The organism is Asinibacterium sp. OR53, assembly GCF_000515315.1.
Lineage (GTDB): Bacteria > Bacteroidota > Bacteroidia > Chitinophagales > Chitinophagaceae > Sediminibacterium.
In genome coordinates this window covers 3365836-3390257 of the sequence record NZ_KI911562.1, presented here as the reverse complement: position 1 = coordinate 3390257, position 24422 = coordinate 3365836, and the positions used below count along the sequence as shown (strand labels likewise).

The 24422-nt window shown below is 43.8% G+C and carries 22 protein-coding genes; 18 read left to right on the top strand and 4 right to left on the bottom strand.

Annotated features, from left to right (window positions below; all coding sequences use genetic code 11):
- Positions 1-128: 128 nt before the first annotated feature.
- From SEDOR53_RS0115070 to SEDOR53_RS18680, 8 genes are all read left to right on the top strand, one after another.
- The gene (locus SEDOR53_RS0115070) at positions 129-1070 is read left to right on the top strand and encodes a fasciclin domain-containing protein (RefSeq protein ID WP_026770466.1); all 942 of its coding nucleotides are present in this window, start codon (positions 129-131) and stop codon (positions 1068-1070) included.
- Positions 1071-1289: 219 nt separating this feature from the next.
- Positions 1290-2108, top strand: coding sequence for a purine-nucleoside phosphorylase (locus tag SEDOR53_RS0115065; protein WP_026770465.1), 819 nt, complete (start codon positions 1290-1292; stop codon positions 2106-2108).
- Between the two features lie 98 nt (positions 2109-2206).
- Positions 2207-3433 (top strand): DUF547 domain-containing protein, encoded by a 1227-nt coding sequence (locus tag SEDOR53_RS18955; protein WP_198018977.1) that lies wholly within the window; start codon positions 2207-2209, stop codon positions 3431-3433.
- 10 nt (positions 3434-3443) lie between these two features.
- Positions 3444-3779, top strand: coding sequence for an arsenosugar biosynthesis-associated peroxidase-like protein (locus SEDOR53_RS0115055; RefSeq protein WP_026770463.1), 336 nt, complete (start codon positions 3444-3446; stop codon positions 3777-3779).
- A gap of 15 nt (positions 3780-3794) precedes the next feature.
- Positions 3795-4853, top strand: a complete 1059-nt coding sequence (gene arsS, locus SEDOR53_RS0115050; protein WP_026770462.1) for an arsenosugar biosynthesis radical SAM (seleno)protein ArsS — start codon at positions 3795-3797, stop codon at positions 4851-4853.
- Positions 4854-4856: 3 nt separating this feature from the next.
- Complete coding sequence (locus SEDOR53_RS0115045) at positions 4857-5459, top strand: TIGR04282 family arsenosugar biosynthesis glycosyltransferase (protein WP_026770461.1); 603 nt, start codon at positions 4857-4859, stop codon at positions 5457-5459.
- 10 nt (positions 5460-5469) lie between these two features.
- On the top strand, positions 5470-6438 hold the full coding sequence (gene arsM / locus SEDOR53_RS0115040; RefSeq protein WP_026770460.1) for an arsenosugar biosynthesis arsenite methyltransferase ArsM: 969 nt from the start codon (positions 5470-5472) through the stop codon (positions 6436-6438).
- 64 nt (positions 6439-6502) lie between these two features.
- Positions 6503-7666, top strand: coding sequence for a 1-acyl-sn-glycerol-3-phosphate acyltransferase (locus SEDOR53_RS18680; protein WP_026770459.1), 1164 nt, complete (start codon positions 6503-6505; stop codon positions 7664-7666).
- Here the strand turns inward: SEDOR53_RS18680 and SEDOR53_RS0115030 are convergent.
- Complete coding sequence (locus SEDOR53_RS0115030; protein ID WP_026770458.1) at positions 7663-8718, bottom strand: VOC family protein; 1056 nt, start codon at positions 8716-8718, stop codon at positions 7663-7665. The two genes, SEDOR53_RS18680 and SEDOR53_RS0115030, sit on opposite strands and share 4 nt — an antisense overlap.
- Before the next feature lie 72 nt (positions 8719-8790).
- Complete coding sequence (locus tag SEDOR53_RS0115025) at positions 8791-9483, bottom strand: TIGR04283 family arsenosugar biosynthesis glycosyltransferase (RefSeq protein WP_026770457.1); 693 nt, start codon at positions 9481-9483, stop codon at positions 8791-8793.
- 433 nt (positions 9484-9916) lie between these two features.
- Here SEDOR53_RS0115025 and SEDOR53_RS18675 point away from each other — a divergent pair, with 433 nt between their 5' ends.
- From SEDOR53_RS18675 to SEDOR53_RS18670, 5 genes are all read left to right on the top strand, one after another.
- Positions 9917-12556, top strand: a complete 2640-nt coding sequence (locus SEDOR53_RS18675) for an ATP-binding protein (RefSeq protein WP_051416681.1) — start codon at positions 9917-9919, stop codon at positions 12554-12556.
- Positions 12557-12562: 6 nt separating this feature from the next.
- Positions 12563-12940, top strand: a complete 378-nt coding sequence (locus SEDOR53_RS0115015) for a response regulator (protein ID WP_026770456.1) — start codon at positions 12563-12565, stop codon at positions 12938-12940.
- Positions 12937-13968: an adenylate/guanylate cyclase domain-containing response regulator gene (locus SEDOR53_RS0115010; RefSeq protein ID WP_026770455.1), complete on the top strand. Its 1032-nt coding sequence runs from the start codon at positions 12937-12939 to the stop codon at positions 13966-13968. The genes SEDOR53_RS0115015 and SEDOR53_RS0115010 overlap by 4 nt, the downstream gene beginning before the upstream one ends.
- Before the next feature lie 21 nt (positions 13969-13989).
- Entirely contained in the window at positions 13990-15447 is a 1458-nt protein-coding gene (locus SEDOR53_RS18950) for a YitT family protein (RefSeq protein ID WP_084220448.1), read from the top strand.
- Between the two features lie 103 nt (positions 15448-15550).
- The gene (locus SEDOR53_RS18670) at positions 15551-17644 is read left to right on the top strand and encodes a 7TM diverse intracellular signaling domain-containing protein (RefSeq protein ID WP_051416680.1); all 2094 of its coding nucleotides are present in this window, start codon (positions 15551-15553) and stop codon (positions 17642-17644) included.
- Positions 17645-17720: 76 nt separating this feature from the next.
- Here SEDOR53_RS18670 and SEDOR53_RS18220 read toward each other — a convergent pair whose 3' ends face one another.
- Complete coding sequence (locus SEDOR53_RS18220; RefSeq protein ID WP_084220447.1) at positions 17721-18083, bottom strand: transposase; 363 nt, start codon at positions 18081-18083, stop codon at positions 17721-17723.
- Between the two features lie 373 nt (positions 18084-18456).
- A complete protein-coding gene (locus SEDOR53_RS0114990; protein ID WP_026770452.1) occupies positions 18457-19317 on the bottom strand; it encodes an AraC family transcriptional regulator in 861 nt (286 codons plus the stop codon).
- A gap of 29 nt (positions 19318-19346) precedes the next feature.
- Between SEDOR53_RS0114990 and SEDOR53_RS0114985 the strand changes: the two genes are divergently transcribed.
- From SEDOR53_RS0114985 to SEDOR53_RS0114965, 5 genes are read left to right on the top strand one after another with little or no spacing between them, the layout of a single operon-like run.
- A complete protein-coding gene (locus SEDOR53_RS0114985) occupies positions 19347-20207 on the top strand; it encodes an SDR family NAD(P)-dependent oxidoreductase (protein WP_232214783.1) in 861 nt (286 codons plus the stop codon).
- A gap of 23 nt (positions 20208-20230) precedes the next feature.
- A complete protein-coding gene (locus SEDOR53_RS0114980) occupies positions 20231-21454 on the top strand; it encodes an enolase C-terminal domain-like protein (RefSeq protein WP_026770450.1) in 1224 nt (407 codons plus the stop codon).
- Between the two features lie 28 nt (positions 21455-21482).
- The gene (locus SEDOR53_RS0114975) at positions 21483-21824 is read left to right on the top strand and encodes an L-rhamnose mutarotase (RefSeq protein ID WP_026770449.1); all 342 of its coding nucleotides are present in this window, start codon (positions 21483-21485) and stop codon (positions 21822-21824) included.
- 6 nt (positions 21825-21830) lie between these two features.
- Positions 21831-23087, top strand: a complete 1257-nt coding sequence (gene fucP, locus SEDOR53_RS0114970) for an L-fucose:H+ symporter permease (protein ID WP_026770448.1) — start codon at positions 21831-21833, stop codon at positions 23085-23087.
- Entirely contained in the window at positions 23084-24382 is a 1299-nt protein-coding gene (locus tag SEDOR53_RS0114965) for an alpha-L-fucosidase (RefSeq protein ID WP_026770447.1), read from the top strand. The genes fucP and SEDOR53_RS0114965 overlap by 4 nt, the downstream gene beginning before the upstream one ends.
- The last annotated feature ends 40 nt before the right edge of the window (positions 24383-24422 follow it).

Sequence of the window (24422 nt, the reverse complement as noted above, 5' to 3'; positions counted from 1 at the left end):
TGTTTTATCACCTAAAAAACCACTATTTTAAGTTTAATTTAATATAAAAAGTATATTTTTGTACGATTATTGTAATTAAGTCTGGGAAATCCTCAATACTATTTTTTAAACATTAAAATCAAATGATCATGAAAACCAGGCTTTATCGTAGAAAATGGATGCTTACCCTGCCGCTCATTTTATTATTTGCGGGTTCCTGCACCAAGGAAAACAACAACTCGTCCGGCGGCAATACCATCACCGATGTAGTGTCGGGTAATGCCAGTTTCAGCTTATTGAAAACTGCAGTTGTTAAAGCGGGTTTGGCAACCACTCTCAGCGGCAGCGGTACTTTTACTGTTTTTGCTCCTGATGATAATGCGTTTCAGACATCAGGCATCAGTGCATCAACCATTGGCTCATTATCATCTGATCAGTTAAAGAATATACTGCTCTATCACACCCTTACTTCAAAGATCATGTCGGCAGATGTTCCCGCCGGACCCAATGCATCTGTAAAGGCAGCCAACGGAGGAGAATTATTTGTGACCAAAAACAGCAGCGGTGTATTTGTGAACGGGGTGAAGGTTACACAGGCTGATGTTCCGGCCAGTAATGGTGTGATCCATGTCATCAATCGTGTATTGCTGCCTCCGGCAGGCAACCTGGTGCAGGTGACCCAGAGTGATACCGGTTTCTCTTACCTCGTGGCTGCTGTATTACGGGCTTCACAAGGCAGCACCAATGTTGCCCAGGTATTATCAGGAAATGGTCCGTTCACTGTATTTGCTCCTACCAACCAGGCGTTCCGAAATGCCGGTTTCTCCTCAGAGGCCGCTATCAATGCAGCAGATCCCAATACGCTGGCAGCTATCTTAACTTATCATGTAATAGGGGCAAGGGTATTCTCTTCAGATTTAGTGAATGGAGCGATGGTTACTACTTTGAATGGCGGTAAAGTTACAATAGGCCTTACAAATGGAGCAACAGTTAAAGGCAACAGTAATAAAACGGCTTCCGCTATCATTGCCACTAATATCATGGCCACCAACGGAGTAGTGCACGTGATTGACCAGGTTTTGCTGCCTTAACCTGTCTCTGTTGAAAGTGCAGATGCCGGAGCAGATTGCTTGATCAATTCCGGTATGAACAAACCCTGGCAATCGATGCTGCCGGGGTTTGTTCATACCGCTATGATGTGCCCTTAAAAGAGGATATGTAATTAAGAATGACTTTTTCATCCTAAATTACCGCATAAGACAAAGAAAAGCACCAGATATACTACAACATATTACCGGAAAATAATAATCATGAATTTACTGCAACAAATAAAAGAAACCAGGGATTTCCTCTTCAGCAAAGGAAGTATGCAACCTGAAACAGGAATTGTATTGGGAACCGGTTTGCATCAGTTACTCAACTATGTCGATGTAAAACAGACCATTCCTTATGCGGATATTCCGGGCTTCCCTATCTCTACCGTAGAATACCATAAAGGTAATTTGATCTATGGAAGTATGGCAGGTAAAAACGTTCTGATTATGCAAGGTCGTTTTCATGCTTACGAGGGCTATACGATGCAACAAATCGTATTTCCGGTAAGAGTCATGAAGTTGCTTGGAATACAAAGGCTGTTTTTGTCGAATGCGGCCGGGGGGATTAATTTACAATTTAAAAAAGGTGATTTGGTTTTGGTTGATGATCATATCAACCTGCTTGCCGGCAATCCTTTAAGTGGTAAGAATTACGATGAGCTAGGCAGTCGCTTCCCTGATATGAGCGAGCCTTACGATCTGCATCTCAAATACCTGTTACAGCAAAAGGCAAATGAATTGGGCATTGAATTAAAGAAGGGCGTTTATGCCGCTGTTCACGGACCTAACCTGGAAACAAAAGCCGAATACCGATACCTGAAAAACATAGGAGCAGACATGGTAGGTATGTCTACTGTTCCGGAAGTAATCGCAGCCGTTCATATGCAATTACCTTGTATCGCTGTTTCGGTCATTACAGACGAATGTGACCCTGATCATCTTAAACCTGTAAATATTGAAGAGATTATTGAAATAGCTGGTATGGCAGATAGCAAGTTGTCCCATTTATTTGTTGAGGCAATAAAGGTGTTATGAATAAAAAACCATTGTACTGGCAGATACGTATATCCGGGTAGATTTTTCATAGTATATTTAGAAAGATGCGTCTGACAGCCTTCATATTTTTATTTTTTATGACACTTTATGCCAATTCGCAGAAAGTATATGTGACGGGGGATAAGGTAAACGACTTTGCTGTTGGAACTGTCTTGAATGATAAGACGCAGGCAGTTCATTTCCGCCAACTACAGGGCGAACTGACCGTGCTCGATTTTTTTGGTACCTGGTGTGCGCCTTGTATCAAAGCCATACCTCACCTTGAGGAACTGCAGAAACAATTTGCCGGTAAATTAAGTGTCGTACTTGTTTCAACGGAAACACGGGGAATATTATCTGATTTTATAATGAAGAGACCCGGTTTTCCTTTCCCTTTGATCATTGACACAGACCAGTCAGTCACTGCGCTGTTCCAGCCGCCATCATATCCTTATACGATCGTGCTGAATAAAGCAGGTGTGATTGTAGCTGTATCCAATGCCGCTGCCTTAACGGAAAATGCGATAAAAGGATGGTTGGAACAGCCTAAGTCCGTGGTTGTACAGAACACGGAGGCTGCTAAAGCAGCAGCTGTAATAGTAATGCCTATAAAACCTACAAAAGGAACATACGGCAAACTGATTCAATTATCACAGGATTTTATATATGCTGCCAGGACAGGGAATGCAACAACAGGCCTGGTATCACAACTGGCAGGTATAGACTTTGCAACATTGCCCGGCTTATTGAAAGACGATGCGGAAAAGAAAGCTTTCTGGATCAATATCTATAACGGTTTCACACAATACTTGTTAAAGCAAAACAAAGGGGCCTACCAAAACAGGAGCCGTTTTTTTGGTTCCGGTCAAATCAATATTGGCGGACATCTTTTCAGCCTGGATGAAATAGAACACGGGATATTGCGGCGCTCAAAAATAAAATGGAGCGAGGGTTATCTGAATAAACCCTTCCCGTCAAAAACAGAAAAAATTTTGCGTGTAGACGCGGTAGATTACCGTATTCATTTTGCACTGAATTGCGGAGCGGAAAGCTGCCCGCCCATCGCTTTTTATGATCCCGGCAACATTAATAAACAGTTGGATATGGCTACCAGGGCCTACCTGCTTGGCGAAGCAACCTATGACAGCGTATCCAATACCCTGCAATTGCCGAAGCTGATGAGTTGGTTCCGCGGTGATTTTGGCGGGAAGCAAAAAATGAAAGCTCTTGTAAGGGATATAGGCATTCTACCGTCTGGCAAGGATCCGCTTATCCGATTTAAACCCTATAGCTGGAATTTGCACCTTGATCATTATAATAGCTAAAACAATTGTTATGACAAATCATTATTACGATGCGGCAGACCTGGGGAAATTTGGTTCGATAGGCGAATACCAGAAAGACCTGGCGGATAAATTCTTTGCCTGGTATGGCGCCGCTTTTGCAGATAGTGCGCTGAGCGCCAAAGAAAAATCATTGATAGCATTAGCAGTGGCGCATGCGGTACAATGTCCTTATTGCATTGATGCCTACAGCAGCGATGCGTATGAAAAAGGATGGAATGAAGCACAGATGATGGAAGCCGTGCATATTGCAGCTGCCATCAAAGGCGGGGCTGCCCTTGTACATGGCGTACAGATGATGAATAAGGTGAAGGAAATTGCAATGTAACCCTAAAAAGGAATCATGAAATCATTGAAAGCACAGGGGAATATTCTGGCAGATGCACATGAACAACTCGACATACTGGAGCATGGCGTCAACCACGATGATGCCTTCAGACTCGTTCCTTTCCAGCAAAAACTGGAAGCCATTGGTCTTTTTCCACTGAAGCCGGTTGCGATTGATGTATTCCAGGTGAATATTGGGAAAATGTGTAACCAGGTCTGCAGGCATTGTCACGTTGATGCTGGTCCCGACCGCAAAGAGATCATGACCCGTAAAACCATGTACCAATGCCTGGAGGTACTGCAAAAGGACGTTTCTTTCAAAACGGTAGATCTGACAGGCGGCGCCCCCGAAATGAATCCGGATTTCCGCTGGTTTGTGGAAGAGATCAGGAAGCTGGGCAAGCACATCATCGTGCGCTGTAACCTTACCATCATCCTTGCCAATAAAAAATACCACGACCTGCCCCTGTTCTTTAAGCAACACGCCATCGAAGTGGTTTCATCGTTACCTTATTTTACGCGCAACAGAACCGACCGGCAAAGAGGAGATGGGGTTTTCGAAGATTCCATTAAGGCATTACAGATGCTTAATGAAGTTGGATATGGCAAAGAAAATTCGGGTCTTTTGTTAAACCTTGTGTATAATCCTGCGGGCGCATTTTTACCACCTTCACAGGCTAACTTGGAAAAGGAATACAAAGAGGCATTGATGAAGGAGTATGGGATCTCGTTCAATAACCTGTTTGCTATTACCAACCTACCCATCAGTCGTTACCTTGATTATTTGCTGCAATCCGGTAATTATGAAAAGTACATGGAGAAACTGATAACGGCATTCAATCCTTCAGCAGCGGCCAATGTCATGTGCCGCAATACCCTTTCTGTTGGGTGGGATGGTTTTATGTACGATTGCGATTTCAATCAGATGCTCGACCTGAAAATAGACGCTCCCGGCAAGCACATTGCTGCATACCAGGCAGCCGATATAAAAAACCGCTCTATTGTATTAAACCAGCATTGCTATGGCTGTACTGCCGGTGCAGGCAGCAGTTGCGGGGGAGCCGTTACTACCTGATACATGAAGGAAGCATTGATCATATTTGTGCGTAATCCGGTTTTGGGAAAGGTGAAGACCCGGCTGGCAAAAATATTAGGTGATGAACAGGCTTTGGCTGTTTACAGGCAATTATTGCAGCATACACAATCCATCACCCGCAAACTAAACTGCGACCCATATGTTTTTTACGCCGATTTTTTGAATGAAACAGATGACTGGCAAAATGATGTTTACCGTAAGAGCGTACAGGAGGGGGCAGATCTGGGAGATAAAATGAAACATGCTTTTGAAATGCTTTTTATGAAGAGCTATGATAAGATTTGTATTATAGGCAGTGATTGCATGAGTCTGACCACTTCCCTGATAGAAGAGGCTTTCAGCAGGCTTGACGGGCATGATACAGTGATCGGTCCTTCGGTAGATGGCGGATATTATTTACTGGGGGCAAAGCAATTTTTCCCTCAACTGTTCATGAAAAAGGAATGGAGCACAGACAAAGTTTTCTCCTCAACAGTCAGTGACATAGAGCAGTTGGGATTAACCTGTTACCTGTTACCATCCTTACCTGATATTGACACAGCCGCGGATTGGCAGCACTTCCAGCAAACCATTGTCAAACCATAAAATAAACCCGATGAGTTATTTAGAAACTACCAGGAACGTATATAAGGAAGCAGCGGAGAATCCGCAAAAGGGGTTGTGTTGTACTACCACGCCCGTATGGCAGTTACCCGACCTGGATATTCCTCCAAAAATGCTGGAGATGAATTACGGCTGTGGCAGTACGGTTCATCCGCGAGACCTTGTTCGTAACCCGAAGATATTATACGTAGGGGTGGGAGGCGGTATGGAATTGTTACAGTTTGCTTATTACAGCAGGCAACGCTCTGGTGTAATAGGTGTTGATGTGGTGGAAGAAATGATCACGGCGTGTAAAGAGAATTTTGTAACAGCAGAGGTACTGAATCCATGGTTTCATAGCGATTTTGTGGAACTGAGAAAAGGAGACGCCCTGCATTTACCTGTTGAAGATAATAGTATTGACGTGGCGGCACAGAATTGTCTGTTCAATATATTTAAACAGGAAGAATTGAAGCAGGCTTTAAAAGAAATGTACCGGGTATTAAAACCCCATGGCCGGCTGGTGATGAGCGATCCAACCTGCGAACAGGAGATCAATGATACGCTGCGGGAAGATGAACGCCTGCGCGCTTTATGCCTGAGTGGTTCTTTGCCATTGAAAGATTACATCAAAATGATCACCGATATTGGTTTCGGAACAGTGGAGATCAGGGCCAGGAGACCATACAGGGTACTGGATCCCAAACGTTATGCAACGGATGAACTGCTTTACATAGAAAGCGTGGAAGTGTGCGCCATCAAAGACCCGATGCCTGCCGACGGCCCTTGTGTATTTACCGGAAAAACAGCCATTTATTTTGGAGAAGAAGCATTTTTCGATGATCATAAGGGACATATACTGATGCCCGATCAACCATTGGCGGTGTGCGATAAAACAGCGGGAAACCTGGCTGCTTTGGTGGGGCAGGATATTTTTATTTCACCTTCCACCTGGTTTTATGATGGTGGCGGTTGTTGCTGAAAGGGGCCATGCATGTTTTGAAGCACATTGTTTTTTCTTTATATTGAATGCTAAATAATCGGTATTGATCTACAGCCTTGTCAGGATATTCATACGTGCAGGTGTACGGATCTTTTGCAGGAACATCACTTATAATCACAGGCATCCGCTGCAATATAAGGGTCCATTGTTATTAGCATGCAATCATCCCAATTCCTTTTTAGATGCAGTGATACTGGGAAGCCGGTTTCAACAGCCTGTTCATTTCCTCGCCAGGGGAGACGCATTCAGGAAACCATTTGCCCGGAAACTATTAACTGCCCTGCAACTCATCCCCATCTACCGGCTGAGTGAAGGCAGGGAATACCTGGCATTAAATGAAGCTACTTTTGAGCGTTGTCACCAGGTATTATCGCAAAATGGGATTGTGTTGATCTTTTCAGAAGGATTATGTGTTAACAACTGGCATCTCAGACCATTTAAAAAGGGTACTGCAAGAATTGCCCTTAAAGCGTGGGAAGATCCTCTCATTCGTGATCGTTTCTGTGTGCTGCCCGTTAGTCTCAATTATAACTCATTTCATTATTTGGGTAAAAGACTGGTCATTCACTTCCATACGGAAATTACAAAGGATGCAATATCCGCCATATCAACTGAAGCTGAAAGGACCAATCATTTTAATACACTACTTGTTGCAGGGCTGGAAGAGGGTATGATACAATCCCGGGGCGACCATGCAACGGTGCAGTTGCTGATCAGCAACCATCGTTACTTTAAAAATACGCTGGGTTATCCTGTTAAAGCATTACGGGAAAAACAGGCTTTTGCTGAAAAAATCTTCCCAATTCATGCTGCCCGGCCGCCATATCTTCTGGCGCGGGGGCCTGTTAACTGCGGCCTGCATGGCATCATTGTCACCCTGCTCTTTATTCCCGCAATGGCTGCTTATATCCTGCACATACCCTTGTATTTGCCACTCAGTTCATTCATCAGGCATAAAACAAAGGACACGGTTTTCTATGATAGTGTACTATTCGTTGCCCTGTTACTGCTTTATCCGGTGTATTGGTTGTTAATGTGCCTGTTTGGTTTCCTGCTCACAGACCAGGTAATCGTACGGATCGTTTTTATACTGCTGCCTTTTTGGGCATACCTGTATATGGTTTGTAAAGATAGTTGGGAGAGGAGCAGGAATTACCTGTTATTAACGGCAGCACAGCAACAGCAATTAAGGTATCTGTTCCCTTAACGAATCTTATTTAACGCCAGCATATTGATCATCCAGCCGGGCAAGGGGGTATCTCTTTTTCGTTTCTTCAGGTTAAAATAAAGCCCTAGTTTTTCATACACGGGCACTTTATGTGTTTCAACCAGTTCTATCAAAGTGCCATCCGGGTCCTCCACATAACAAAATCTTCCTGTGGAAGAACCCATGGCAAAGGAATGAGCGCTGTCTACCGTAAAAGGATAGCCTGAGCTGAAAGAAAGGCTTTTCAATGAATCCATGTTCAACACGTCGAAGCAGAGATGTATAAAGCCGCAATCACCCCAGTAACGATCGTGATAAATTTTATGAGAATTACGGTCTTTTGCTTCTACCAGTTCTATCTGCACCGCTCCAAGCAGTTTGCTGAAGGCACCCCTGTTAGCCACTTGTTTCTTTAATAACACCCGGTGAAATACCCGCCCGGGCTCACTGTCAACCGGTGTGTCCAGCATGGGTGCTGTGCCGCTGTAAACCACTTCCGTCACCCCCATCACGTCTCTGTAAAAATGCAGGGCTTTTGTCATATTGCTTACGCCAATCACCGCACCCACCACGCCTCCGCAAACTTTGTCATCCGTTTGAAACCATTCATCGCCTTCCACCATGTTAAAGTGATTGCCATAACGGTCGGTAATCCAGAAATGTTTCCTGTCGTCAGGCGAGTCCATTAAAGCAGAAACTTTCACGCCGGACAGGCGGGAGAAATGTGCATGGGCAGTTGATACGTTTCTTGCTTTTATTTTCACGGCAAATATGCCCGTATCGCCCAGAGCAGGCATGCTGGCGTGCATAGAAGGTTTCCTGCTGGTGTACTGCCATATCTCAAAACCGCCACCTCCACTCATGTTGAGAGAAAGTATGGCCCGCCGGTTATGTACTTCCCTGCCGGTATAATCTGTCATTAGTGACGCTGCCGCATTATCATCAAAGATCAGCACATTCATTCCAAACAGTTCTTTGTACAGGTGTTTTGCTTCTTCGGCGTCTGTAACGCCAATACCAACCTGTTGAATGCCTGTGATAACTTCCTGCATATATTAATATTATAAGATAGTGTCCTTGATATTTCTTAAATACGAAGAATTGCCAGCAAGGGATTGATTATTTTACCTATACGTAAGCATTCTTTTATAGCTGTCAACCATATGCTGCTGCGAAGCGCCCTTTTTGAAGAGTTGTATGATGGTATAGTTTGCTTTCAGTACCTGCCACCAGGAATTGGTATCGTATTTACGGGCAGACACGAGGGCGCTTTTTCTGAGGATACTGTACCTGGCCCTTGCTTTTGCCCTATGAACCATATCATAATCCTCCATGATCAGCATAGCTGTATCAAAGCCACCTGTTTCTTCAAATAATTGCCTGGTCATAAACAGGGTCTGGTCTCCGCCATAACAAACGAAAAGGTCAAAGCGGGTAAAGAAGGCATTGAGCTTTAACAGCCATTTTCTGCTGTTGAACTTTGTTCTGTACCGGCCAAATGCATAGCCATCTGCTACAGCACGCTGTATATCATTCACAAAACTGGTGGGTGGAAACGTATCTGCATGGATGAAATACAGGATATCACCGGAAGCGAAAGAAACTCCGTAATTCATTTGCCCCGACCGCCCTTTTACAGGAGATAACAGTGTTTTTGCCCCTGCAAGCCCGGCAACCTGTATGGTATCGTCTGTACTTCCGCCATCGCTGACGATGATCTCGGCAATGCCATCATTCCCGTGTAGTTGAAGAAAATGGATGAGTGCGGATATGTTTTCCGCTTCCTGGTAAGTGGGTATAATGACAGAGATTTTCACGTGCCTTAAAAATAGCAATTTTTTTCCTACCCTGTTTTCCGGATAACGTTGTCTGCAAAGACTTAGAGATTGCTTAAAAGAATAGAGATATTTCCTGCCTTTTGTTAAAGAAAATGAATAGTTGTTACTATTGTGAGAAAACCGCCAATTTCATATTGTCCGAACCGGCGCTACCACTTGCAGAAAAATAGGTAGAAATTTATGCCGATGAGGCAAGTTATGCAAACCTGGAAGAACTCACCAGCTATAAATGGATCATCAAAGGCAGTGGACAGGTAAGAAGCTAACGATTCATGCCTGCTAGAGGCCTTAAATTATGAAAATTAGGATTCTTGCAGATTTTTCATAATTTAAGGCATGATTCTGTGCAGCCGGACCTGCGGGCATATTAAGCTATCTATATAATACCATGCGAAGTAAACTGCTTCTACTTTTGTCACTGTTGCTTGCAGCGGGTAATCTCTTTGGGCAATCGCGTGTCGCCGACAGCCTTGCCAGGATATTGGCAACACATCAACGAGAGGATACGGATAAAGTAAACCTCATGAACCAACTCGCGGTTGAACTGCGCCGTACCAAACCCCAAAAGGTAGATTCTCTGATCAATCTGGCCCTTATCCTCTCCGACAAACTGGATTATAAAAAAGGAAAAGGGAATGCCCTTACAGTCAAAGCCGTCCGGTACTATGATGTTTCCAATTTTTCTTCAGCCACTAAAACATTCACAGAAGCGGAACCACTTTTAGTATTCGCCCATGATACCAATGGTCAGTTTTACCTGTTAACCATGCGTGGCAACCTGCTGATGGATGAAGGCAATTATGCACCGGCACTCGATCATTTTTTACGCGCTTTGAAAATGGCCGAACAGTCCGGAGATGTTAAACTAATTGCGGATATCAATAGATTATTGGGATATTTCTACAACATTATAGGCGAGTATGAAAAAGCGATCCCTTACCAAACGGCGTCGCTCAGGCAGGCGGAGAGTATTGGGGATAAGCTTGCTATAGGCCGGGCTTACAATGCCATAGGCAAAACTTACAAGACCCAGGGTAATTACCCCGCTGCGATGGATGCATATACCAAAGGCCTCCGTCTTGACGAAGCACGGAAAGATTCCGCTGCTATCTATGTCGACTATTCCAACATCGCGGACGTGTATGAACGCATGGGAAAATACGAGGAAGTATTCTCTTATGTCAGGCCCTCGCTGAACTATTATTTATATAAAGGCGTCAGAAATACAATGGTCCCCTGGAACGAGTGGGTGATTGGCAGGGCATTTACCCATTCAGGAAGACCAGACAGTGGCCTGTATTATGCAAAACATGCCCTGCTGTTGTCCAAACAAACAGGCTTGCGGCTGGTTCTGCAGGAGATCAATCTCCTGATCGCTGAATCGGCTGCGAAACTGCATCAGTGGGATACAGCTTATAAATACCAGGTGATCTCTTCCAACCTGAAAGACACGTTGAGGGGCAAGGAAATAGCAGGAAGAACAGCCGTACTCCAGGCGAGTTTTGACCTCGATAAAAAACAAGCTGAGATTGACCTGCAGAAGGCAGAGAATAAAAGGGAGCGTGCCGTTATACTCATGGTGCTGGGTGGATTGCTTACCCTGGTTGTACTGGCAGTGATCTTGTTCCGCAGCAACCGGCAAAAGCAGAAGGCCAATATCCTGCTTCATAAACAGAAACAGGAAATTGATGCGAAAGCACGGGAACTGGCCATACAAAAAGAGAACCTGGAACAATCGTACAGCAATGTAGAATTGCTGGGAGAGATCGGCCGCAAGATCACTTCTTCGCTTTCAGTAGCAACCATTATTGGTACTGTATATGATAATGCCAACACACTCATGGATGCGACTGTATTCGGTATAGGCATCTTCAATAACGAAACGAAGCAGATCGACTTTCCTGCTACGTATGAGAACGGGGTGGCACTTCCTTTCTATTCCAATTCACTCTATGACCAGAACAAGTTTGCAGTCTTGTGTTATACAGGCGGGAAAGAGATTGTGATGAGTGACCTGGAGAAAGAATACCAGCAGTATTTACAGGATATGCCAAAGCCAATGCATGGCGCGCAACCGCTCTCGCTCCTTTATCTTCCTTTGAAAGTAAAGGATAAAATACTCGGTGTGATTACCGTGCAGAGTTTTCTGAAGCATGCATATACCGACTACCACCTATACATGCTGCGCAACATTTCGATCTATACGGCCATTGCCCTGGAGAATGCAGAATCATTTAAGAAATTGAATCAAACGATCGACAGCCTGAAGAATACGCAGAAACAATTGATCCAGTCCGAAAAAATGGCTTCGCTGGGTGAGCTTACAGCTGGTATTGCGCATGAAATTCAAAACCCGCTCAACTTCGTTAATAATTTTTCGGAAGTGAATATGGAACTGCTGGAAGAGATGAAAGAAACCATCAGGTCGGGGAATATGAATGAAGCCTTGCAACTGGCAGAAGACCTGAAGCAGAATAGCGAGAAGATCACTTATCATGGCAAACGCGCCGATTCTATTGTGAAGGGGATGCTGCAACACAGCCGTAGCAGTGGCGGACAGAAACAACCTACAGACATCAATCTGCTGACCGACGAATGCCTGCGGCTGAGTTATCATGGTTTAAGGGCAAAGGACAAATCCTTCAACATAAAAATGGAAAACCATTTCGATAAAGACCTGCCGCTTGTGAGTGTTGCTACGCAGGATATTGGCAGGGTATTGCTGAATCTCTTTACCAATGCATTCTATTCTGTAATGCAGAAACAAAAACAGTCCAACGGCAGCTATGAACCTGTAGTTGCTGTAACAACAAAGAATGACCCGGGAGGCGTTACGATAACGATCAGGGATAATGGGCTCGGTATTCCTCAAAAAGTGATGGACAAGATATTTCAGCCATTCTTTACCACCAAACCAGCCGGCGAAGGTACCGGGCTCGGGTTAAGCCTGAGCTATGAAATCATTACCAAAGGGCATAACGGAGAATTGAAGGTGGAAACAAAAGAGGGTGAATATGCTCAGTTTATTATTCATTTACCCAACAAAGCATAATCTAACATGAAAATCTTAGTTGTAGACGACGAAAAAGATGTACAGATATTATTTGAGCAGCGTTTTCGAAAGGAAATCAGGAGCGGTGAAATGGAATTTGCCTTTGCTTATTCAGGGGAAGAGGCGCTGGAGTTTATGAGCGTACACTACCACGAAGCGGTGCTGATCCTCTCCGACATCAATATGCCGGGGATCAGCGGCCTGCAATTATTGCAACAGATCAAGGAAAAATACGAAGCGCCGCCACCGGCTGTGATGATGATTACGGCTTATGGCGACAGTGAAAATTATAACCAGGCCATGAAACTGGGGGCTGATGATTTTTTGACCAAGCCTGTTGACTTCACTGTCCTGAAAGAAAAACTTAAAAGCCTAGCCGCATGACAAAAATCCTGGTAGCTGATGACGAAGCGGACCTCGAAACGCTTATTCGCCAAAAGTTCAGGCAAAAAATCAGGGAGCAGCACTATGAATTCGTGTTCGCTGTTAATGGCAATGATGCCCTGGAAAAAATACAACAGCATCCCGATGTGTCGGTAGTATTGAGCGATATCAATATGCCGGAAATGGATGGATTGACCCTGCTCGGTAAATTGACTGAGTCGGCCCCGCTTACCAAAGCCGTAATGGTATCTGCTTATGGCGATATGGACAACATACGTACTGCCATGAATCGCGGGGCATTCGATTTTATTACAAAGCCGGTGAATTTTGAAGACCTCGAGATCACCATGGAAAAGACCATCCGTCATGTGAACCAGGTAAAGGAAACCTTGCAGGCCATCAAAGAAAATAATATTCTCAAAATGTATGTAGATGAAAATGTGCTGAATTTCATGGGGAGCAGAGAATATGAGCATTCACTGATGGAAAATGAGACCATCGAAGCCTCTGTGGCATTCATTGACATTTGCGGTTTCACTGCCATCAGCGAAACCGAGGCGCCGGATACCGTAGTGAAGTTGCTCAACAAATATTTCGACATGATGGTGAAGGAGATCATCGCGCAAAACGGTCTGATCGATAAATTCATTGGCGACTGTGTGATGGCGGTGTTCAAAGGAAAGTATCATTTAGACCGGGCCATCGATGCCTGTCTTTCCATCCGCAATAAGCTATCTGCTTTGACCGACAATAACGACTTCTCTCCCCGGGTTTCTATAGGTATCAACAGTGGGGAGATGATTTCCGGAAACATTGGATCCGCAACGCTTCGCCGGCTCGATTTTACCGTAATCGGAGATACCGTGAATACGGCCCAGCGTTTGCAGGCAGCGGCAGGTCGTGGACAGATTGTGATTAATGAGGCCTGTTATGAAAAAGTACAACAATCCTTCAATTGCCGGAAGATTGGCCCGGCCAGTTTGAAAAATAAAACCGCCGAAGTAATGATTTACGAAGTGCTGGACTGAAGCCTTACTAAACTTACCCTCATGCAATACGAACAAGCGAAGCAATTCCTGATACCTAAACTGGAAACGGGGCTGCCATCTTATATAACCTATCATACGGTAGCACATACCCAGTACGTTATTAAAGCGGCAGAAAACCTGGCTGCTGCTGAAAACATCACCGGCGATGATCTCGTGTTGCTCAAAACAGCCGCTTTGTTTCATGATGCCGGCTTTTTACACGACCACCATGAACATGAGGCGGTTGCCTGCAAAATAGCCAGAAAACACTTGCCCGATTTTGGCTATAACGTTGAACAGATAGAACGGATATGCCGGATGATCATGGCCACGCACCTGCCACAGACGCCCGTTGATCATTTGAGTGAATTGCTTTGCGATGCCGACCTCTATTATCTGGGCACGAATGAATATGCGGCGAATGCAGAAAGACTTCACCAGGAGCTTGCAAAAACGAGAGCGATCAAAACAGAAACAGAGTGGTTGCTGATGCAGGCCGAGTTCCTGTCTTTTCATCGTTATTTTACGGCGGCAGCCCGCAACAATCTTGAAACACAGAAGCAAAAAACATTGCAGGAGGTTCAATCGAAACTCGAAAGAGCACTAACCTCACATAAACCCCGGCATTTTGAATGGCTGCAGGATACGCTATTGATATTGTTTGGTGTGGTGATAGCGGGTACTGCTTTAAAATTATTCATGGTACCCAATCGTTTTTTTGATGGCGGTATTACCGGCGTATCCTTACTTGTTCATGAATTGTATCATTTCAACCTGGGTATCGTTATTTTAGTATTGAACCTGCCGCTGATCATTGTCAGTTATTTTACAGTGGGGAAAAAGTTTGCCTACCGGGCATTGATCAGCGTAGCCTTGCTGGGAATTTGTTTGTTGATCATTCCCGATTATGCACTGACGGCCGATAAGCTGCTCATCTCGATCTTCGGAGGGGTATTCCTGGGAGTCGGCATCGGGCTCCTGATGCGTGCCGGAACAGCATTGGACGGTATCGAAGTGCTGGCATTGTACACATTGAAAAGGACTTCCTTTACCATCACAGAGATTATTCTTGGTATCAACATCATCATCTTTGGTATTGCGGCGTTCAAATTCGGACTGGAAACAGCCCTGTATTCCATCCTTACTTATTTTACGGCCACCCGCTCTATCGATTATGTTGTAGAAGGTTTGCAGGCTTATACTGGTGTAACAATTGTTTCGGGCAAGAGTGAAGTGATCAAATACCAACTGGTGAATAAACTGGGCCGCGGTATTACCGTATACAAAGGGGAGAGGGGCTTTCTTCCGGGCAGGTTTGATATCAGTAATGACTGCGATATCATTTTTACTGTCATTAACCGTATGGAGTTGCGTAAATTAAAGAACCTGATCTATTCCGTTGATCCGGAAGCGTTTGTTTTTGCCAATGCGATAAAAGAAGCATCAGGAGGCATTATCAAACGGAGGCATCATCATTGATAGATAGTAACATAAAATAAAAATGGGACAAGCCTTCGAACACTTTATTAGATAAGTTTGCTATAACATACTCTTTATGATAGAAAAATATAACACCTGTAGTATGTTGCCCTTTAAAAGGCGCTGGTTTATTTTAGTTGCGTTTTTTTTCTTTTTTTCTTTTTCACTATCGGTATCTTCTGTATCCGGTCAGACAGCAGTGCCGGTTGCACGGAAAGGAATTATTGACCTCAGGCAAATGGATCTCAACAAAAAAATCATTCCGCTAAATGGAGAATGGGCCATGTATTGGAAACAACTTCTTACGCCAACCGATACGCCTTCGGTGTTGCCTGCTTACATTTCTCTTCCCTCTCTTTGGCGAACCAATCTCATCAATGGTGTACATCTTACCGATAAGGGGTATGCTTCGTATACACTCACTGTTTTATTACCCAGGCATCAAAATAAACTGGCCATTCAGGTTCCGGATGTGTATACTTCGAGCCGGTTTTTTGTAAATGGTGTTGAACAAGCTGCTGCTGGTAACCCAGATACATCTGATGAAAAAACAAAACCCGCGTTCATCCATAAAATAACAGAGGTAGTAACTGACGCAGATACGTTGCATCTGTTATTACAGGTAGCCAATTTTAAACACTCAAGAGGGGGAGTTACCAAAGAGATCATTCTGGGCGATCATACAAAGTTACTACACAACAGAAAAGTAGACGAAGCCCTTGACCTTTTGCTTACCGGCTGCTTGTTTATGACGGGTCTTTTCTTTTTTGGCTTATTCCTTTTTGGGCGACATGATAAATCAATCCTGTATTTTTCTTTATTTGCTATAGCATACAGCTACCGTATCATTGGCTCGCACACCTATGCGTTACAGTCAATTTTCCCTGATATCCCCTGGATAGTTACAGTGCGTTTTGAATATCTGTCGTTATTGATAAGTGTTATTTTTTTTAGCCTTTATACAAAACGGTTGTATCCAAAGGATACAAATAAATATGTGATAGGGGTACAATTATTTTTCTGCTTGACACTTACTGCGATTGTTCTCCTTTTTCCACCAATGGTTTTTACCAGTCTCCTTAATGTGTTTCTTTTTGTTATGCTTTTTATGATCCTGTATGGCTTCTATATCTATATTAAAGCCCAGCGTAATAAACGGGTAGGTGCCATATTTGCGTTGATGAGTACAGGTGTGTTATTACTGGTTTTTATTATTATTATACTGGAGTATTTTCAAATTATCAAAGCACAAAAGTATACCCTTTTTGCAGGCTATATCAGTTTCTTTTTCCTGCAATCACTGATTCTTTTGTTCCGCTTTACCAACGCATTGAAGCGTACCATGACAGAACTCGATCAGAAAAGACAAGTCGTAGAAGAGTCCAATGTAGCACTGCAAAAGTCTATGGAAGAACTCAATGCCACGCAGGCGCAGTTAATTCAATCCGAAAAAATGGCCAGCCTTGGAGAGCTTACTGCCGGAATTGCACATGAAATTCAAAACCCGCTAAATTTTGTAAATAACTTTTCAGAACTTAATAATGAATTGATTGATGAGATGAACGCTGAACTGGCAACAGGCAACCTGCAAACGGCAACAGAGATTGCAAAAGATATCAGGCAAAATATGGAAAAGATCAACCACCACGGAAAACGTGCCGACGCCATCGTCAAAGGGATGCTGCAGCATAGCCGGAACAGCCATGGTGTAAAAGAACCAACAGATATTAATGAGCTTTGTAGTGAATACCTGCGCCTGGCCTATCATGGTCTTCGTGCCAAAGATAAATCCTTCAATGCCATTATGAAAACGGAATTTGATCATTCCATCAGGAAGATCAATCTCATTCCTCAGGACATGGGCAGAGTGATCCTCAACCTCATCACCAATGCCTTTTATGCAGTTACAGACAAGAAGAAACAAGCTGTTGAACCCTATGAACCCACAGTTTTAGTAGGTACTAAACAAAAAGAGGGAGAAATCATGATCACTGTGTATGACAATGGTATGGGTATACCTCCTGTTATCCGGGAAAAGATATTCCAGCCTTTTTTTACTACCAAGCCAACAGGCCAGGGAACAGGGCTTGGTTTGTCTATGAGTTATGATATTGTAACCAAGGGGCATGGAGGGCAACTGACAATGAGTACAGAACTTGGGCAATACACAGTATTTACTATTGTTTTAAAAGCATGAATAAAACTATCAGCTGCTACGTATCCTTATTTTTTTTGCTTTTTTGCAGATAGGTTTTGTTATTTGTATATAAAAGTTATTTGACATCTTGATCGCTTGTTTTTCCAAGCAGTTGGCTTATTGGTGTTTTATCCAATAAGGAGCTGCCCAATATTTGCAAAACTTCATAGGTTGTATATTCTGTTTTTAACTGCTGCCGAATTATTGTAACGAGGATATAGGTGATGACCGAAATATATACTTGTGTTTTCACTGCATTTTCTGTAGTATCCCAGAATGTTTTTATTTTTAGGTGCTGTTTTATCCATTTTAAAAAGAGCTCTACCTTCCATCGATGTTTATACAGATATGCGACTTCTTCGGGTGCCAAATCCAGATTATTGGTTAAGAAGATAAATGTTCTGTTTTGCTCTTCGTCACGGAACTTAATACGTCTGATTTTACTGGGATATCCTTTAGCCGAATAAAATCATTTGAGCTAACCAGTTTGGCCACACTGCACTCCTGTTGATTTGTCGACGGGCGCTGAATAGTCCAGACCTTTGTCCGTTAGTGGTGATGCGGACGTAAACAGGCAATGATTTTTCGTTTGTTCTTTTCCCTTTTTTGACAATGCCTCAAAAAAGAAAAACCCTGCAAGTGCTGTATTTGCAGGGTTTTCAGAAATTTGGGCCAAATTGATTAGCTTAAAACGTGATCCCGCTGGGACAGGCCTCGAACTCTTTGTTGGAAGATTTAAGACGGATAAACCAACTAAAAGATAGTCCGTGCCAATATGATTTAATTATAAACAAGGTTAATCAACTTCATCATTAACTATTGATCATCTTGCGGTATTCGCCGGGTTGTACGGATTTCATTTTTTTAAAGAGGCGGTTGAAATGGGTGATATTGTGAAACCCGCTTTCGTAACAGACTTCCTTGATGCTTTTTTGTCCTTCCGATAATAGCTTACAGGCATGACCTATACGCAGTTCGGCAATGAACTGCGTATAACTTTTCCGGGTACAGGATTTAAAATACCGGCAAAATGAATTGGTCGTAAGGTTGGTAAGCGCAGCAACATCTTTAATATAGATGGTGGACTTAAAATGCTGCAGCGTATAATTATAAATGGTATTGATCCGTTCAGATTGTGTAAATAAATTATCACGATGATAGGCGGAAGAAATACGGCTGAATGGTTTGATGGATGCCAGGTTCATCAGCATTTCAAGTAAATGGATAACCCTCCTGGTACCTGCTGCGGCAATCAGTTCTGTGAGCAGCCTTTTGACGGCTGTTGTTTTTATGCCCCTGAATACCAGACCTTTTTTACTCTTTTCCAATAAGGTGGTAATTTTCTGGTTTTCCGGAATGGATAAAAAATCTTTACCCCAAAAATCTTCGCGGAACTGTGTCAACTCTATATGTGATTTTACAGGAGAAGTTGTAGTGTATTGCGGGTCAAATTTCCAGTAGTGTGGCAGGTAGCTTCCGATAAAAACCAAGTCGCCGGGTTTGAAATGATGGATTCCATCACCAGCAAATAAAGTGCCTTCTCCCTTTATTACATGAATAAGCTCAAACTCGGGGTGGTAGTGCCAGTTATTGTTTTTATACGATTTATCATCCGAGCGGGCGCTGAATGAAATGCTGGGGCCTGATGTGATTTTGAGCAAGATGGGTTTCATGAAATGGTATTCATTATTCCTGTGAATGTATGAAGTTACTATTTTATGATAAAAAAGTGTATGTATTGGAAAGACTAAGCAATTTCCCGAAAGGGATATTTTATTTCTTTGCTGTGAAACAACGATTGATTGCCATGTTACTTTCTGATAAAGTCATTATTGTTACAGGGGGCGCCAGTGGTATTGGTTATGAATGTGCAAAAGCGTATGCAAACGAAGGAGCGCATATAGCCGTGCTGGACGTTCACCCGGCCGATCAGCTGATTGCAGAGATTGGTGATCGGCATTTGGGGCTGCTTTGTGACATCACCAACGAAGACCGGGTGGCGGAAGTCATTGAACAGGTTGCGGCGCATTTCGGCCGCATCGATGGGATGCATAACAACGCCGGCATCGCCAGTCCGTCTAAAACACTGCATGAAACCACCGCTGCGGAATGGCATGCATTGATGAATGTAAATGTGTTGAGCATTTACATCACCACTAAATATGCACTTCATTATTTAATCAAATCCAAAGGAAGCATATTGAATACCACCAGCATGGTAGGCAGTATTGGACAGGAACAACATGCCGCCTACGCAGCTACAAAAGGAGCGGTTGATGCGTTAACAAAATCCATGGCCATCGACTATGCAAAATATGGCATAAGGGTAAACGCAGTGGCACCGGCAGGGGTGTGGACACCCACTTTAATGCAATGGGCAAAAGAACAACCCAATCCGGAAGGAATTGAACAATACCTGGATGCTATTCATCTGCTGGGCTATTGCCCGGAAGGTGATGTGGTGGCAGATGCCTGTACATTCCTGTTTTCAGAAAAAGCCCGGTTTATTACGGGATACATTATGCCGGTAAGTGGCGGTGCAGAATTGGGTTACAGGCGTTAACACGAATTTAAAACAATAACCGGATGATCAGTGGCATAGCAATTAAAGACAGGAGGTTTCCCTTACAGCCCGGCGCCGGCAGCGATGCAATACATAGGGATCCGGTATATTCTTATGCCGTTACAGAATTGACAGATGATAGCGGATTGAAAGGAACCGGCTTTGCGTTTACACTTGGAGCGGGGAATGACCTGGTATGCAGGGCTGCGGCTTTTTACGCAGAACAATTAAAAGGCCAGGATATAGAAGCCTTAATGGCTGATTTTGGTAATTGGTTCAACCGGCTCGCCAATGAGCAGCAATTCCGTTGGTTAGGCCCTCAAAAAGGAGTGGTGCACCTGGCGCTGGCTTCGGTAACTAATGCTTGCTACGACCTGTGGGCGAAGAAAAGAGGAGTACCTCTCTGGAAATTGTTGATTGATCTTACGCCGGAACAAATCATCAATACATTAGACCTGAGCTACCTGGAAGATGAACTGACCCGGGAGCAGGCATTGCGCCTGGTTGCTTCGCAACAGGATACCATGCATGAGCGGATAGCTGTTCTCGAAAAAGGGTACCCGGGGTACGATACTTCCATTGGGTGGTTCAACTACAGCGATGAGAAAGTACGTGAAAACTGCAGGATGGCGATGGAGAATGGTTTTTCAGCCATGAAACTGAAAGTGGGCTCAGCAGAGGCAGGGCGTGATATCCGCCGCGCGCATATCGTTCGGGAAGTAGCGGGCGATGCTGTAAAAGTAATGCTGGACGCCAACCAGCAATGGACACTGCCACTGGCATTAAAGATATGTAAAGCACTACAACCAATGAATCCCTATTGGATTGAAGAACCTACGCATCCGGATGATGTGCAGGCACATAAGATCCTGGCCGATGCCATAGCACCTGTACAACTGGCAATTGGCGAACATGTGCCGAACCGTATTGTGTTTAAAAATTATTTGCAGGCAAAATGCGCCGGGTTTATTCAGGTGGATGCTGTACGGGTGGGTGGCGTAAGTGAGTTTATTACTGTCAGCCTTTTGTGTAAAAAATATGGTATACCGGTGGTGCCGCATGTGGGCGATATGGGACAATTGCATCAGCACCTGGTGTTATTCAACCATATTAAATTAGGGCATGAAGCACTGTTTTTAGAGCATATTCCTCACCTGAAACAACAATTTGTTCAACCTGTACAAATTGAAAACGGGGTATATCAAACACCACAGGAACCCGGCAGTTCCTGTGACCTGATAGATTGATGATTACAACAAACACTAATAGTAAACAATGAAACGATATTGCCTGGCACTTGATTTAAAAGATGATCCTTCACTTATTGAGGAATATGAATATTACCACAAAAAAGAAGTGATCTGGCCGGAAATTGTTGAAGGGATCAAAGCTTGTGGCATTCAGACAATGGATATTTACCGGGTAGGGAACAGGTTAATGATGATCCTGGAAACAACAGACGATTTTGAATTGCAATCGGGCTTTACAAAAATGTCTTCCTTACCCCTGCAGCGTGAGTGGGCTGCATTGATGAGTGCGTTTCAGCAGCGATTGCCTTTTGCCCGGCCAGGCGAGCACTGGATGGAAGCAAAACAAATTTTTACATTGAATAACTGATTACAGGTGAACGGAACTTCAAAAAGAACACAGCGTTTCCCGGTGCCTTTGCTGATTGTCATGAGCCTTATGTTTTTTTGGAACATGAGCCGTAACATCAATGATATTCTGATCCCGCATTTGAAGAGGGCCTGCCAGCTCACCGACTTGCAATCTTCCCTGGTACAATCTGCATTTTTCGGAGCTTATTTTCTCATGGCTTTACCAGCAGGGATGTACATTCAACGTAAAGGATATAAGGCGGGGATGATCGCGGGCCTGCTCATAGCGTTGCTGGGAGCTGCTTTGTTTTATCCTGCTGCGGAGACGAGATATTATCCTTTGTTCCTGGGCGCCTTGTTCATTATGGCAGCAGGCTTCACTTTTCTTGAAGTAACAGCAACACCCTATATCTCCAAATTGGGGGATCCCGATGAGGCTTCCAGCAGGCTGAGCTTATCGGCAGCAATGGGTTCTGTAGGTGCAACCATTGCGCCTTACATAGGGTCATTGATGTTGCTTCATAAGGAAGATATTCCTGAATCTGTCATGAAAAACTATTCGGCGGAACAGTTGAATGTGTTTCTCTCTAATGAAGCAAGCCTGGTAAAACTGCCTTATATATCACTGGCTCTGTTGTTCCTCGCAATGAGTATTTTGCTCTATTTTATAAAGCTTCCTTCCATAAAAGACGAAACACCTGTTCAACATTCTTTTAAAAATATTTTCAATTACCCGCACACATTGTTAGGTGTTCTCTCAGTGCTCTGCTACTTGGGAGCAGAAGTAGGCATTGTAAGTTTTTTGATCCGGTATTCGCAATCGCTACATATTCAGGGACTTACCCAGCAGAAAGCGGCCTTGTTCATTTCCCTCTTTATGGGTTTGGTATTGATTGGCCGCTTGGGAGGGGCTTATGTGCTTAAGAAAATAGTAGCGCCACGGATGTTGCTGATATCGGCAGGAGGTGCGCTGGTATTAGTGTTCCTGGCAATACTGGCGAACGGCTATTTTTCGATGTTCCTGTTGTCATGTGTGGGGTTGTTTACTTCTGTGATGTACCCGGTTATATTCACATTAAGTATCCGCGGACTGGGAAGTTATACTAAAACAGCTTCATCGTTGCTTATTATGGGTATTGTAGGAGGTGCGCTGGTACCGCCGTTGATGGGTTATGTATCGGATAAAGCCGGAATCAGGTGGTCGTTTATTTTTCCTATGATCTGTTACCTGTATGTGATATTTTACGCAATCAGCGGTCATCAAATAAAAAATAAAGCATGAAAAATTTTCTTATTGCCGGTTTGTTTTTCCTGGCTGGTATCCCTTCTGTGAAGGCGCAGCAGGTTGTTGCCAAAACCAACGCCCGTGTATTGAATGAATTTATGGATCAACGCTTTGGTATGTTTATTCATTGGGGACCTGTTACGCTGCGGGGAACGGAGATTGGCTGGTCGCGCAATCACCAGGTAGCGCAGAATGATTATGACAGCCTGTATAAAGAATTCAATCCGCATTTTTTTAACGCGGATGAATGGGTGAAAACCGCACGTGATGCAGGTATGAAGTACCTGACGATTACGGCTAAGCATCATGATGGTTTTTGCCTCTGGCCTACAAAATTCACTTCCTATAATATAATGAACAGCCCATATAAAAAGGATGTAGTGGGCGCATTGGCCAATGCCTGTAAGAAATACAACATTAAATTCTGCATTTATTATACAGTACTGGATTGGTATGATCAACGCTACCCGGTGCACAACAACGGGAAACCATCTGATCCGAATCCTGATATGCCAAAATTTGTGCAGTACATGAAAGATCAGTTAAAGGAGTTGGTAGATAATTACCATCCGTACATGCTTTGGTTTGATGGCAACTGGGAAAAACCCTGGACACTGGAATATGGCAAAGAAATATACCGGTTCTTAAAAGCATTGAACCCCAATCTCATTGTTAATAACCGCCTGGGTAAGGGGCAGCATGACCAACTGGGAGCAGAAACTGTGGGCGATTATGCCACCCCTGAACAAAAGATAGGAAAATTGAATATGGATATTCCCTGGGAGTCCTGCATCACACTGTGCCAGCAATGGGCATGGAAGCCCAATGATCAGATGAAGTCTTTGAAACAGTGTATTCAAACCCTGGCCAGTACTGCAGGCGGTAATGGGAACTTACTGTTTAATGTGGGGCCAATGCCCGATGGGCGCATGGAATACAGACAGGTAAAGCGTTTGCGGGAAATAGGAGATTGGTTGCATAAATATGGTGAGTCAATTTATAACACCAAGGGAGGCCTTTATACGCCAGACAGTATCCTGGCTGCAACGCGTAAAGACAATAAAGTCTTTATTCATTTGTTTAGAAGAGAAAGCGTCGTGCTAAAGTTGCCTGTGATCACCGGCATAAAAGTGACAAAAGCATACTTCCTGAAGGGAGCGCAGTTACACAGTCAGCAGAGCGAAAAGTATATTTCAATAACACTTCCAGACATTTTACCTGATATAAATGATGCTGTGATTGTACTTGAGATGGATAAAAATACAGAAGCGGGACCTGTCGTTTCAAGATAATGAGGTGTCATTGCGAGATCATTGCAATTCAGGCATTGAA